This is a genomic window from Acidobacteriota bacterium, assembly GCA_016208495.1.
Taxonomy (GTDB): Bacteria; Acidobacteriota; Blastocatellia; order Chloracidobacteriales; family Chloracidobacteriaceae; genus JACQXX01.
This window is the reverse complement of sequence record JACQXX010000037.1, coordinates 88,265-102,460: the sequence shown is the minus strand read 5'-3', so window position 1 is coordinate 102,460 and position 14,196 is coordinate 88,265. Positions and strand designations below refer to the sequence as shown.

Genomic DNA, 14,196 nt, shown 5'->3' with positions numbered 1-14,196 from the left:
GATTGCTCTTTCTGACAAATATCTAAACTGAACTAAGTCTGTACCTTGAACCGCTTTTTTTCAAAGTCCTTTGTTCTTGATCCACCTTTCCCTCAATAATGACTCACTCAAACCGCCAATGGGTTGCTTGAAAAACAGAAAACGCCGCCCGAACCACATTCCGGCGGCGTTTTGAGATGTCCATATCTTGATGATCTCGCGGGTGGTGGTGGCTATTCCTCATTGCTGCTGGCCGACAGTTCCGGCGACGGAGCGACCAACCCAGGCACAACCCGATAGCCTGTGATGCGCGCTTTCCAATAATCATTGAGTTTGGTCAGCGTGGTTCCGACTCGGGTTGAAGCGTGATAGAAATGATTGGCATCTTTGACAATGCCAATGTGCCCCAGGCCGTTGAAGAAAATCAGTGTTCCAAACTGGGTTTTCTGCTCAGGCGTTGCTGGTGGAAAGGCATGAAAGTATTCAGCCGCGCAACTCCGGGTAAACGAAACACCAACATCGCGAAACACGCTCCAGACAAATCCGGAGCAATCATAGGCGCCTTCGCCTTGTGAATGATAGCGATACGGAAAGCCAAGCTTGGAATCAATTGAGAGTTGCAGCCGCTGCAGTTCTGGGCCTAATTCACCAGGGCGGTTGGTGGGGATGGGGTTTCCCGAGGGAAAGTCGGCGTTGGTAAATACACGTGGCCTGGGTTTTACCGGCTCGGTTGATTCATTTTTGTCTTCAGGTGTTGAACCATTGGCCGTCTTGAGGGTTTCTTCAGTAATCACTGCCCGCCGGGGCCGCGTGACTGAGTCTGGAGTAGCCGATGATAAAGCCGGATTCAATTCCTGTGCCCTGATGGTTGTGGCGGAGCCGACAAGCCAGGCACTGGCGACGATCAACAAGCTGAGTTTGCCAGTGGACAAACAAAAAAATCCCATGAAGCACAGACCTCCCTGGAAAAACGCAGGGGAACGCGAAGTCCCACTTGCAAAAATCAGTTGGGTGAGGCACACAAGACACACAAGGTGGATGAAAGCGGAACCCACCCGGCGGCTCACCTCAGACGGACGCGAGAATCAATTGATTGAGAACCTTGAACGAGTGAAACAGGAACCACTCAGGTAGTGGATGTTTCACACAAAGGAATGAACCTTGATTGAAGAACGGGCCGGATGTTACTCAAAGTCCTGCCGCTCGGCAAGCTCTCTGCGGTAATTCCAGCCGCTTTTTACAGTTTTCCGGGTTGATCAGGAGGTTTTTTTGGTATCGTTGGTTCAGTAAATGCCAAAACCAACGAGGCGGGAAAATACTCTATGTTTAGCTGGTTGCGTGAAGCCTGGGACCGAAGCAATCTGGCGTTTGAAGCCCTTGAAGAATTGCAGCACGATAATTCGCTGGCCAGACTCGCTCAAGGTCAACTTCGAGTATCAGAGCAAAAAGTGAACGAATTGCTCGCTGAGGCCAAACTGGAAGGTGTCCGGCAGGCACTGGTTGACGTCGAAGAAGGCTTTTTTTCGCTTTCGGCCCAAAGTGAACGCTTTTTTCTGGCCCGATTAACTATTCCGCTCCGGGTCGAAAAAATTATCTTCACGCCCTATCGCCACCGCCTGTATCTGGTTCAGGCCGGAGATGTTTCAGCCCACGGTTCAACCCTGTGGCAACGCGCCACGGCCTATACAGTACTCGCCTTGCTCCATCACATTCTCAGTCCAAATGCCCCGATTCATTCACTTTCCGACCCATCGGAAGGGTTCACTGTTCGCGGCCCACATCTGGAAATTGACCTCCATCGCATCCCCGAAGCCCGGCAGGTTTTGCAACGCCAGTATGAAGTTCTCGGCAAACAAATTTGCCCGTTGCGCTTTGTGACGATAGATTCCATTCGCTGTTATCCGCAATATTTTGAAATCAACTCGTCCGTTAACTGGGATGATCTCTATACCCACCTACGGGAAGTCATCTTTTGAATGAATCACGAGTCAGTACCACCTGCGTGAGCGGGTGGGCTTCCTTCTTCCCAACCCACCCGCTCACGCAGGTGGTACTGACCTCCCCTTACTTGCCATGCTGATTGAAACCATTACCAGTCGCCAGAATCCATTTGTCAAACGATTGATCAGTGCCCGCCAGGGTCGAGAACGCCACGTTCTGTTTGTGGAAGGCATTCGATTGGTCGAAGACTTGCTCAAAACCTCGCTTCATGTGGATGCGATTGCCTATAGCCCGGTGCTGCACGACACTGACCGGGGACAGGCACTCTATGACCGCATCCAAACCCTTCCCTGTCGTGGCACCTTGCTTACCGAAAAACTGATGCAAAGCGTGTCTGGAGTTGAAACACCACAGGGCATCATTGCGCTTGCCCATCGCCTCCATTTTGACCTGACCGATGTGATCGAAGATGTGACACCGCAACTGCTTATCTTTGCTGATGGGTTGCAGGATCCGGGCAATCTTGGGGCACTGGTCCGAACCGCCGAAGCTACCGGCACGACAGGTGTGATTACCTCCCGTCAGTCAGTTGACCCGTTTCAAGCCAGGGCGTTGCGCAGCAGTGCCGGCTCGGCGTTTAGGCTTCCGATTGCCACACACCAGCAAACCCCTCAGGTACTTGAAAAAGCGCGGAAGGCTGGTATTCGGATTGTGACGGCTGATGCCAAAGCCCCGATGCTGTTTTCTGAATATGACTGGACGCAACCAACCCTGTTGTGGCTCGGTTCAGAAGGCAATGGACTACCAAACGAGGCCGTGCAAACCGCTGATACCAGCGTGCGGATTCCGATGGCGGGTCAGCTTGAATCACTCAACATCACCGTCGCCACGGCCATTCTGCTCTATGAAGCCGCACGACAACGAACCAGTCTCCAGGCACAAATCCCCCAACCGCCTCAAGGCGGAACTCTGAACTAAATTTCTTTTCGGCTATGAGTTTGAATCCTTTTTCAACCATCCTCGCAAACCGCACCAAACATGATCAGCAGGTAGAGTTTACGCTTCCGGAAGACTGGCTCCAGGGCCGTACTGCGTTCGGAGGCGTTGCCGCGTCCCTGGCGCTGGCCGCCATGCGCGATGTGACCGCGATTGATCGCCCGGTGCGCTCGCTCCAAACCAATTTTGTGGGTCCGATTGGACCCGGACCGTTTACAGTTTTGGTTCAGTCATTGCGGCAGGGAAAATCTATGTCCCAGGTTCAGGCGACGATTTTCCAAAATGAACAACCCACCTGTGTCTTGCTGGCGATCTTTGGCGAATCACGCCCCACGACATTGCCATCGTTTTGTCCAGAACTGACCCCGATTGAACCGCCTCAAGCGTTTCAGGATCGGCCATATATTCCGGGCCTGATGCCTGTATTTACCCAGCATCTTTTTTCACGCCCGGTTGAAGGCGGGATTCCATTTTCAGGAAGTTCGCTCCGACACAACCGCATTTATTTGAAATTGAAAGACATACCGGTTGATTCAGAGTTATTGACCGTTCTTCTGTCTGATGCGATTCCGCCTGCCGCGCTGGCGCTGGCCAATCATCCAATTTGGGCCAGTACTGTTTCCTGGTGGCTTGAATTTCGATCTGTTTCCGAAGCCAGACCTGACGACTGGTGGCTGCTCGAAAGCGAAGTCACCGCTCTGAGTGAAGGGTTTGGTCACCATAGCTACACGTTGTGGACGCCTTCACGTGAACCAATCGCCTTTGGCCGTCAAATGGTGGCCGTGTTTGAAGGACGGAGCCAATGAAGAATTGAGAATGAAGAATGAAGTGTTTGATACCATTTTGGAATGAGCCCACGTATTACGGCAAGGTCAAACTATTGAAAAAATTGTATTTCCTTGACCCCTGACCTCGATACCCTGACCCCAAATTGGTATTGAATTCAGTTTTATTTTTTATATCTATTAGGTTTTGTTGACATTTTGGGTCGTGTATTGAGCCGCGTAGCGGAGCTGTGAGTTGAGACCGGTCTTTCAAGGCCGGGAAACGAAAATGGCGATCATCTGGCGGCGATGGATCCCAAATTTGATCTTTCCCGGCGCTGAAGCACCGGTCTCAATTCAGCCACCGCTACGCGGCGAAGAAATGTCAACAGAACCTAGTGTTTGGAACTAATATCTTCCAAGCACCAAGCACCAAGCACCAAGCACCAGAAGATTTCTTCATTCTTCATTCTTCATTCTCAATTCTTCATTCTTCCAATGCTTCAGCCATTTCAGCGGCTGATTGGAAGCGATCTTCGGGGGCTTTGCGCAGTGCCCGATTGATCACGTCAATGAGACGTTGGGGCGCATCGGGTCGAAGCTCCTGAACAGATTTGGGTTCGCGTTTGGTAATGCCTTCGATGGTCTGAAAATAGGTTTGGCCGTCAAACGGAAGTTTTCCGGTGGTGATTTCATAGAGCACAATTCCCAGCGAGAAAATATCGCTGGGGGGCCCAATTTCAGCTTCACCGTGGGCCTGTTCCGGCGACATATAGGTTACAGTTCCCACCAAAATCCCTGGCTCTGTAATGTCTGGAATCACTTTGAGTTCGGCGTCATCTCCCAGAGAATCTTGTGGCCGATGCAGGTGAAACAAACCAGGTTTGGCCAGTCCGAAATCCAGGACTTTGACATCGCCCTTTTTATTGACCACCAGATTAGATGATTTGATGTCCCGATGAACAATCCCGCTGGAGTGGGCCTCCTGCAGCGCTCGTGCGGTTTGGGCTCCGACGTGCAGAATTGAAGAAATTGGCATCGGACCGTCTTCTTTCACCCACTGACTGAGCGTCCGTCCGCGCACATACTCCATCACCAGATAGGGAACTTCCATAATTTCGCCGATTTCATAAATCGTGGCGATGTTGGGATGGTTGAGGCTTGATGCCATGCGGGCTTCGCGTAAAAACCGCCGCCGGATCTCCTGATCGTTGCCATAGCGTGGTTTCAAGATTTTGAGCGCCACAAACCGCCCGAGTTCGGTATCACGCGCCAGAAACACATCACCCATTCCGCCGCCGCCAATCCGTTCCCGAAGCAAAAACCGTCCGATCTGGGCTGGAATAGTGGCCTGTGGCGGTGGTTGCTGGTTGGGATTCGCCCACCGTCGAGTGATCTCGCCCGAGAGCATACTGCTGTCAATCGCTGGGTCAGTGGCTGGAATTTCAAAATACGACAGTTCCGGAACGGGCATCACGGCTGGAAGAACCGGATGACTCCCCGTAATCGAAGGCGTTGAGCGCGGAACCCGGCTGGCGAGTTCAACAAACTTCCGGGAAAATAACCGGAGACCGCCAGCATCCTCAATCACATACCCGGAACGCTTCAAGTCCTGGAACACATGAGTTTGCTCTTTGGCCACGGCTGAATTTTCAGCAATTGCCCGGCACACCGTGTGTTTTTCTTCGTCAAAGTGATCCCAAATGTAGCGAAAATGAGCCCGGGCTTCATCGTGAAAGGTGTCTTCGACAGCCTGACGATCCACCGGTGACCCATCCTGCAAATGCTCAAAAAAACTGGAACAGGCAATTTGAAGGAAAAATGGAAAATAGCCGCCCAGATTGAAAATTTCGTCTTTATAGGGTTCTAGCGGAAGTCCGACTGCGCCTGAAGGCCGGGTCACCAGCTCCAGTGCTTCATCTGGTGCAAACTGGCGCAAATACACATTGGTGAAGATGTTGAAAAACGGCGAATCGGCAATTTGATCAGTGTGGCAGAGTTCTTGTAAATCACGTCCGGACGACGTGATGTAGGCGACTTCATAGTTATTGGCCAGCGACCGCAAAAAGGCAAAGAAGTCAGCCGAAAACAGCCGGTTGGTGGTGACGACGTCAAATTCATCAAACACAGCAATCAACTTTTTACGTCGTGCCTGTAACAATTCCAGGGCATCGCGCACGGCATCATAATCGCCATTGATCGTGAGACTTCCTGTTCCCAAAGCCCGTTGAAGTTGTTGGAGCCACTCGTGCAGAAAATCCTTGAGTGACAAATTGCGCCGCTGCTGCAAATCCATAAACACAAACACGTAGTTTTCCGGACGGTCCAGGAACTGTTTTTGAATCACCGGAGAACATAAATAGTTCAATAGCGAGGATTTCCCAATCCGGCGGTCTCCGACCACTGAAATTGACTGAGGACGTGAAGCACCGATACGCGAAAAAATGCGCGACGCTTCCTTTCGCCGTCCAAAAAATTGGGTGTGGTCTTTAATTGCCACCCGATTCAAATATGGATTTTGCTGGGCCATGACCGTCTCTTTCGTGGAGCTAAATTCCTGGTGACTGGTTCTTGGAAGATATTGATTTCTAAGCACTAACCACTAAGCACTAACCACTAATCACTTTCTTCGTTCTTCATTCTGATTGCTGCCGCCCGTGTTAACAACTCATTGACTGCTGCCCAACCGTCTTCACCCAGATTCGAACTGAATTCGTTGACATAGAGCCCAATGTGTTGCTGCTGAACCTGTGGGTCCATTTCCTGGGCATGGCTGGCAATATAGGGTTGTACCTGATCTGGATCGTGGCGTGCAAATTCGAGGCTGCGGGCAATTCCCTCTTCGAGTTGAGCAATCAACTCAGTCCCCAATGAACGCCGGGCAATGATGCCTCCCAGCGGAATCGGCTTTCCAGTTGTCTGTTCCCACCATTCCCCCAAATCAGCCACCAGATGAAGTCCGAATTCCGGATAAGTAAAGCGGCTTTCGTGGATGATCACTCCGGCGTCAAACTCACCAGCGGCCACAGCGGGCATAATTTGATCAAAGGGCCTGGTTTCAGCGATTTGAGCGGTCGGAGCAAAAAGACGGGTTAACAAATGGGCGGTAGTCAGCTTTCCCGGAGTCACCAACCGGGCTGAGGCTAAATCGTTTGAATTCAATGGAGTACGCGAAATAATCAATGGACCGCATCCACGTCCGAGTGCCCCTCCGCTGGCCAGGATCTGGTATTCCTCCAACAATCCATCAGCAAGCGCCGCGTAGGAAATCTTAGTCACATCCAGTGTCCCGGCTTTGGCCAGTTGATTGAGCGTTTCGACATCTTCAAGTCGAATCTCAAAGTCCAGACCCGGAAGTTGAACCAATCCCAACGCCAGGGCGCCAAAAATGTAGGTGTCATTCGGACAGGGCGAATATCCCAATGTCAACTTCATGGGCAATAAACACCTGACCTCAAATTCAAAATGAGCTGAGGCTTTCTATGAATTTCAAAATGTGTGGTCAGAGCAAAGCAGAGATGGGGATCAAGAGGCAAGCAAATTTAGGATGGGGAAACCTGACAAGGTGACAAAATGACATTATGACCAGGTGACAAGGTGACCGGATGACAAATGACAAGGAGGCAAGGAGACCGGATGACAAATGACAAGGAGGCAAGGAGACCGGATGACAAAATGACAAATGACAAATGACAAGGAGACAAGGAGACAAGGAGACAAGGAGACCGGGTGACAACTGACAGGGTGACAAAGTGAACTTTTAACTGGGGACTGTCCAAATTTTTCTGTAACCAGTCAATTTAACCTGGAGAAACCAGGTGGTCGGCTCTTTCTTTAGCCATTAAGTATTGAATATAAACAGTTTATCTAAGCTTAAAAACCGAGCTAAAAATCTAGTTTAGCCATTTACACAAAAAACTGAAAAGTCTCTTTAACTGATCATTTTGTCACCCGGTCTCCTTGTCTCCTTGTCTCCTTGTCATTTGTCATCTAGTCACTCTGTCAGTTTCCGGAAGATCGTGAGGATGGCTTCGGTGGCGACGTCACAACCTTTGGAGAGATCCCACTGTTGACGAGTCCGGTCACCAGTCGTGTTGCTAACAGCGCGGAGTTCGGCAAATGGAATTCCAAACTGAGCCGACACCCAGGCGGCTGGAAACCCTTCCATGGCTTCAACTTTGGCGCCGGTCAGATGTTCCATTCGGTCGGCCAGAGCATCTGTGGCCGAACAGGTGGCAACAGTGGCAACGCCGGCTCGCACGACACCGGGCAGTGCCTGGGTAATAAACTCAATCCATTTGTTTTCAAGCAATTGCTTATTGGGAAAGTGATCAGTGATGGGGAACCCAAGTCCCTGCAGATCGCGAAACCCTTCGGGTGATTCAAGCCCGGCTTGCGGATCGCATTCGCTCTCAGCCAGTACCAGATCGCCAATGTTTAAACCTGACCGTGGGTAAGCACCACCAACACCAAACTGCAAAACACACGAAAAGGGCGTTTGCGCCAGAACCACCGCCAGAACCGCTGCCGCTCGAACTGAGCCGACACCGGTCAACACCAGGGCCACTGGGTGCCCGACAAGCGTTCCAAAAATGGCTGAAACACCTGCCGGAAAACTCACGGTCTGCTGGTTCTGGATCTGTGCACAAACGCCTCTGGCTTCTTTGGCAACGGCGGCCACCAGGAGGGCTGGGGGCTGGGGGCTGGGGGCTGGGAGTTGAAGAAAACCTCCCTGGTCCCCTTGTCTCTGCGGCTCTGTGTTCTGCTTCTGGTTTCCCACCTGGCTCCCTTTCCAAACTACCCGGCGACGCTTGAAGCCTTATGGCCAAAACACGGAGTCAACCAGTGGTTGTACTTTGACAGTTCGCCGTGGACCATCTTGTTGTAGAGGACGGTCAATTTCTCGGTGATCGGGCCAACGTTGCCGTTTCCAACTGGACGATGATCAATAGTTGAAATAGCAGCGATTTGGGCACCTGTGCCGCAGAAGAATGCCTCGTCGGCGACATAGAGTTCAGACCGATCCATTGGGCGGAAGCGGGTTTCAATCCCGAGTTCTTCCTGGGCCAGACGCATCACGGTGTTGCGGGTAATGCCTTCCAGGATATTGGAATAGACCGGGGGTGAAATCAGCCGGCCATCACGCACAATAAAGAAATTCATGGCCGACCCTTCGGCAACCTGGCCGTTTTCATTGAGTACAATCGCTTCGTCAAACCCATTGTCGCGGGCTTCAGTCGCGGTCAAAGCGGAATTGACATACGAGCCGCAGATTTTGCCACGGGCTGGAATGGCATTGTCTTCCACTCGGCGCCACGATGACACACACACATTGAGTGGGCGGGTCGTGTCAACATAATCACCCATCGGCACTGCAAACATGGTCAAGTCAGCGCCAGGAGAGAGTTTGGTGCCAATCTGGCAGACATTTTTATACGCCAGCGGTCGAATATAAATATCGGTATGAAACCCATTTCGCTTGACCAGTTCGGTGGCAATAGTACAGAGCTGATCTGCCGTGTATGGCATTTCGACTTTGATGATCTTTGCGTTCTGCATCAGCCGTACAAAGTGATCTGCCAATCGGAACAGATAAATCTCTTCATGATCGGCGTTGTAGTATCCCCGGATTCCTTCGAACACTCCTGTTCCATAGTTAAACGCGTGGGTCATGACACTGATCTTGGCGTCTGCCAGTGGAACGAATTTTCCCTCAAAGTATGCAATTCCTTCTAATGCCATAAGAAAATCCCCTTTCAATAATAAAAGTGCAGTTTAGTACCACCTGGAGAATGAAGAATGAAGAATTGAGAATGAAGAAAAAAATCAAAAGTCGGAGAGAAGAAATGAAAAAGAAATTTGAGTGACCGGAGTTAAGGAAAAGCAGCCGACTTTCTTCATTCTTCACTCTTCATTCTTCATTCTCAATTCTTCATTCTTCATTCTCCTTAGACCAGTGGCACAGTGTGTGTTCGAAATCGAACCGGTGTCCGTTCGCTGCTGCGAGCGACCAGTTCCTGGGTGGTGCGTCCAATGATGCTCAGTCCAGTTTCAATCTGATCAAGACTGACATTTCCATAACTCAACCGAAGTGTGTTTTTGGCGGGGTTCTCTACATAAAACAAGTGCCCTCGACTAAACACAACACCTTTTTGTCGTGAATGATACAGCAGCTCCGTTGCGTCAACAGTTTCCGGCAGTGTCACCCACAAGAATAATCCGCCATTGGGGTTGGTCCAGGTTGTCCCCTTTGGAAATTCCCGGTCCAAAATCTGAATTGCTCGATCACGTCGCTCGCGATAGAGGGGGCGAACCCGCTCCAGATGGGCCTGATATTGCCCGCGCTGACAAAACTCCCAGAGTGCCGCTTGCAACAACGTTGAACTGGAAATATCGCTGTTTTGCTTGAGCGCCGTCAGGCGGCTGATGACGGGTTTGGCCGCGGCACACCACCCAAGCCGGAGGCCAGGGAGCAAGCTCTTGGAAAAGGTGTTGACATAGATCACATGGTCGCCAGCATCCTGCGTTTTGAGGATCGGGGTGCCGGCGCCGTCGAAATGCAAACAGGAGCCATAATCATCCTCGACAATTGGAATTCCATGATCCCAGGCCAGATTGAGCAGATGCTGGCGACGTTCCAGGCTCAAGGTGACTCCGGTTGGATTTTGAAAACTGGGAACGGTGTAAATCAATTTGGGTCGCTTGAATTCAATAACTTTTTCAATGGCTTCGGTTCGAATTCCCTGCTCATCAACCGGTATGCCCACCAGATGAGCCCCAGCCAGCGTAAACGCATTTACAGCACCAGGATAGGTTGGGTTTTCAATCACAACGGTATCACCCGGCGAAAGAAATGCCCGGGCAATCAGATCCAATGCCTGTTGCGAACCATTGGTGACAAGAATCTGGTCGGGTAAAACTGAAATGCCATGGTCTGTCATTTCACGGGCTAAAAACTCCCGAAGCAAATCAAATCCCTGGGCCGGACCATAAGCCAGCACCGTGCTTCCAAGTTGATCAATGACGGTATTGAGCGAACGCTGAAACTCCTGGGCTGGAAATGATGCACTGTCTGGAAATGACCCCGAAAAAGAAATCACGTCCTGCAACATACTGACCTGATACAAATCCAGCAGCGAATCAATCACCGGGCTTTCAATATGGTCAGCAAACAATCCTTCCCAGGTCATGCGGGGAATGACCGAGTTCACCTGACCAGCTTCGGTCGCCGTATTGGTGACCAGACGCCGGGCCACAAATGTTCCGCGTCCGACGTGTGATTCCAAATAGCCGTCATCCACCAGTTCATCATAGGCCATCGTCACTGTGCCACGATTGACACCCAACTGGTGAGCAAGATCGCGCGTTGCCGGCAGTCGAGCCCCAATCGGGAACACTCCGTGCTGAATCTGATCGGCAATGGCCTGCTTGATTTGCAAATACACTGGCGTTTTTTCGTCAAATTCAACTTCGAGCTTCATTCTAAAGACTCCCAACGCTGGGAAAGCGCAACCACGGGTTTTTAGCAGAGCAAAGATCGCCTAACCGAAAACAGGTCGGTGCAGCTTTTCTATTTTGTGTTGTGTTTTTATCGAACGGTTGAAGAGTGGAGGAATTGGCCTAATCCAAGCCAGCCAATACTAAAGAAAAAAGCCAGCCAGCGCAAGAAAAACTTGCATTGGACTGGCTTTTATTTTGATTTCTTCTGAAGTGGACTCCTCCATCTGGCAAAGTCTGGCTCATTCAACTTTCATTTAACCAGTCCAATATGGCGAATTGGACTGGCAGATACCATTGAGGATGGTACCTGGTTGCTGATTTCTGGTTTTATACCATTTTGGAATGAAGGGATCGTATTAGAAAATAGTCAAATAATTCAATCAATTGAAGTTAGTGAACTACTGACTACGATCTACTGACTACAAACTGGATAAGATTTGTCTAATTTCTGATATTTGAACACTCAACCAGGAGGGTTTTCCGATGGTGTCATTGAGTCAGGCGGCCCAGCATTTCAGGATCCACATTTCCACCCGACAAAATCACGCCAACCCGTCTGCCGTCAACCGGCACTTTCCCTGCCAGCAGTGCGGCCACGCCAACGGCGCCGGTTGGTTCGACCAGCATTTTCATTCGGAAGAGCAAAAAGCGCATGGCCTCCAGGATTTCTTCATCTGAGACCAGCACAACGCCCTGAATGTTGCGTTGCAGGACGGGAAAGGTCAGTTTTCCAGGAGCGGTATTGCGCATACCATCAGCAATCGTTGCCGGCACTGGAATCGAAACCCGCTGACCTGATTGAAATGAAAGAAAGGTATCGTTGGCGGCTTCGGCTTCGATACCAAAAATCTGAATACCAGGATTTTTTGCCTGGGCGACCGTGCTACATCCACTGAGCAGGCCACCACCACCAACTGGTGCCAGTAAAACATCGAGATGTTCAATTTCTTCAAGAAGTTCCAGGGCAGCCGTTCCCTGCCCGGCCATCACCTGATGATCATCAAAGGGTGGAATCAGGGTCCGGCCTTCACGCTCGGCCAGATCACTGGCAATGGCTTCGCGGTCGTCGTGGTCGCGGTCATACCAGACAATCGTCGCCCCATATCCGGCAGTGGCATCACTTTTGGGATGTGGGGCATCGGTGGGCATCACAATTGTCGCGGAAATCCCCAAATCCCTGGCGGCCATCGCCACACCCTGGGCGTGATTTCCCGAGGAAAATGCTACCACGCCGCGCTTTTTTTCTTCATCGGACAGCAAAGTCATGCGGCTCAGGGCACCTCGGATTTTGAAAGACCCGCCCCGTTGAAAATTTTCGCATTTGAAAAAAGTGCGGGTGTGCGTTCGTTGGTCAAAAGTATGCGAGGTCAGTACTGGCGTACGGTGAACCAGCTTTCCAATCCGTTCACGGGCTGCCAGAACCTGAAAAATTGAAAATTGCTCCATAGTTCTTCCTTAAAACTCAAAATCGTGTGACTGACCAGTCAGGGTCAGAAATAATGTGAAAAGATCTAAGTACTTTGTCATAAGTTTCCTGAGATATTTGGATTGGGTAAGTGTTTGATTCTTTTCGTGTAGTTCGTGTGTTTCGTGGTTAAAATGCCTGGAAACTTTCGGTAAGGTACTTAATAAGGACTGAAAGGACAAAAGGGACTCAAACAGCAACGAGTCGAAACCCTGAACCCTGACCCCCATAAGCGCCAGGATGGAAATGTGAGCCTGTTTGAGACAAGGAGATGGGGAGACACGGAGACAATTCACAAGGTTTGTAAGTTTGAATAAACTCCGATTGAGAGCGGGTGAATGCGACCATTTGTTTTTCTCCGTGTCTCCCTGTCTCCCTGTCCCCTTGTCCAGATCGGACTTTGTTCTCTTATCCTGGCGCTTATGACCCTGAACCCTCATCTATCCACTATGCACCAACCATCTGCTGCTTTACCACTCCAGAGCAAACGAATTGTCATCACCCGCGCTGAAAGTCAAGCAGGCGAGTTCGCCCAAAAACTTTCAGCCCAGGGCGCTGAGATCCTTTTATTTCCAACAATTGCCTTTACTGAGCCAGATTCGTGGGAGGCAGTTGATCAGGCCATTGCGTCGTTGAATACCTATGATTGGCTGGTTTTGACCAGCACCAATGGGGTCGAGTTTTTCTGGAAGCGACTGGAAACACTCGGGGTACCCGCCGATCTCAATGAGTGGCCTAAAATTTGCGCCATTGGCAAAGCAACGGCTGAAGCGCTCTCCCGCCGTCACATTCAGGTTGATTTAATACCAAAGGAATTTAAAGCTGAAGGTGCGGTCGAAAGTCTAGTAACTGCCAGCGGAGGCCCCGAACTAATCAAGGGAATGCGGATCTTACTGCCCCGCGCCCAACTGGCCCGTGAAGTCTTGCCGGTCGAACTTGGCAAACTGGGCGTCCAGGTGGATGTGGTCCCAGTCTACCAAACGGTCCGCCCCAGTGTGGATACCGCATACTGGCAAACGTTGTTTTTGAATGGGCAGGTGGATGTCGTGACATTTACCAGTGCTTCAACCGTCACTCATTTTGCTGAAATGTTCCCGGAAGTTTCTGTTTTGGAATTGTTGCGACACACAACTGTGGCCTGTATTGGGCCAATTACGGCTGAAGCCGCCTACAAACTTGGACTTACGGTGCAGATTCAGCCCGCCGAATACACCACCGATGCCCTGGCCGAGGCCATTATTGGAATGAAGAATTGAGAATGAGGAATGAAGAAAGTGGTTAGTGGTTAGTGATTAGTGATTAGTGATTAGTGATGCGAATTAAGGGTTGAAGCAGTTTTGGTTCTCAGCCCACGAAGTGGGCGCCGGCTCGTAGCCCAGGGCGAGTCTTCGAACCCTGGGAACCCTGGTCATTCCCCACCTTTTCCCCTTCCGGCCAGCCGCTGCCCGAGGCGGCGGCTGGCCGGAAGGGGGTGAGGAGGCAACGTTTTCCCAGGGTTTGCACCCTGGGCTACATGCCTACGCGGGAGTTCCTGGGCTCAAAACCGCTCTT

At 50.9% G+C, this 14,196-nt stretch carries 11 protein-coding genes; 4 read left to right on the top strand and 7 right to left on the bottom strand.

All coding sequences use genetic code 11. The features are described 5' to 3' along the window. Window positions 1–212: 212 nt before the first annotated feature. The gene (locus HY774_06575) at window positions 213–926 is read right to left on the bottom strand and encodes a C40 family peptidase (protein ID MBI4748136.1); all 714 of its coding nucleotides are present in this window, start codon (window positions 924–926) and stop codon (window positions 213–215) included. Window positions 927–1,301: 375 nt separating this feature from the next. On the opposite strand from HY774_06575, the gene HY774_06570 reads away from it, so the two are divergent. The 3 genes from HY774_06570 (at window position 1,302) to HY774_06560 (ending at window position 3,722) form a co-directional block, all read left to right on the top strand. Next, window positions 1,302–1,955 carry a hypothetical protein gene (locus HY774_06570; GenBank protein ID MBI4748135.1) on the top strand — a complete coding sequence of 218 codons (654 nt, stop codon included), beginning with the start codon at window positions 1,302–1,304 and terminating at the stop codon, window positions 1,953–1,955. Window positions 1,956–2,052: 97 nt separating this feature from the next. Next, complete coding sequence (locus HY774_06565) at window positions 2,053–2,898, top strand: RNA methyltransferase (protein MBI4748134.1); 846 nt, start codon at window positions 2,053–2,055, stop codon at window positions 2,896–2,898. Between the two features lie 14 nt (window positions 2,899–2,912). Continuing rightward, window positions 2,913–3,722 carry a thioesterase family protein gene (locus HY774_06560; protein ID MBI4748133.1) on the top strand — a complete coding sequence of 270 codons (810 nt, stop codon included), beginning with the start codon at window positions 2,913–2,915 and terminating at the stop codon, window positions 3,720–3,722. 445 nt (window positions 3,723–4,167) lie between these two features. Here HY774_06560 and HY774_06555 read toward each other — a convergent pair whose 3' ends face one another. From HY774_06555 to HY774_06530, 6 genes are all read right to left on the bottom strand, one after another. Beyond that, window positions 4,168–6,210 carry a protein kinase gene (locus HY774_06555; protein MBI4748132.1) on the bottom strand — a complete coding sequence of 681 codons (2,043 nt, stop codon included), beginning with the start codon at window positions 6,208–6,210 and terminating at the stop codon, window positions 4,168–4,170. An 86-nt stretch (window positions 6,211–6,296) separates the two neighbouring features. Then, window positions 6,297–7,115: a 1,4-dihydroxy-6-naphthoate synthase gene (locus HY774_06550; GenBank protein ID MBI4748131.1), complete on the bottom strand. Its 819-nt coding sequence runs from the start codon at window positions 7,113–7,115 to the stop codon at window positions 6,297–6,299. A gap of 559 nt (window positions 7,116–7,674) precedes the next feature. After that, entirely contained in the window at window positions 7,675–8,460 is a 786-nt protein-coding gene (gene mqnB / locus HY774_06545) for a futalosine hydrolase (protein MBI4748130.1), read from the bottom strand. A 17-nt stretch (window positions 8,461–8,477) separates the two neighbouring features. After that, window positions 8,478–9,422 (bottom strand): branched-chain amino acid transaminase, encoded by a 945-nt coding sequence (locus HY774_06540; protein MBI4748129.1) that lies wholly within the window; start codon window positions 9,420–9,422, stop codon window positions 8,478–8,480. Window positions 9,423–9,628: 206 nt separating this feature from the next. Continuing rightward, complete coding sequence (locus HY774_06535) at window positions 9,629–11,161, bottom strand: PLP-dependent aminotransferase family protein (protein ID MBI4748128.1); 1,533 nt, start codon at window positions 11,159–11,161, stop codon at window positions 9,629–9,631. A 508-nt stretch (window positions 11,162–11,669) separates the two neighbouring features. Continuing rightward, complete coding sequence (locus HY774_06530) at window positions 11,670–12,626, bottom strand: pyridoxal-phosphate dependent enzyme (protein ID MBI4748127.1); 957 nt, start codon at window positions 12,624–12,626, stop codon at window positions 11,670–11,672. Window positions 12,627–13,094: 468 nt separating this feature from the next. On the opposite strand from HY774_06530, the gene HY774_06525 reads away from it, so the two are divergent. Then, window positions 13,095–13,901: a uroporphyrinogen-III synthase gene (locus tag HY774_06525; protein ID MBI4748126.1), complete on the top strand. Its 807-nt coding sequence runs from the start codon at window positions 13,095–13,097 to the stop codon at window positions 13,899–13,901. Window positions 13,902–14,196: the final 295 nt, after the last annotated feature.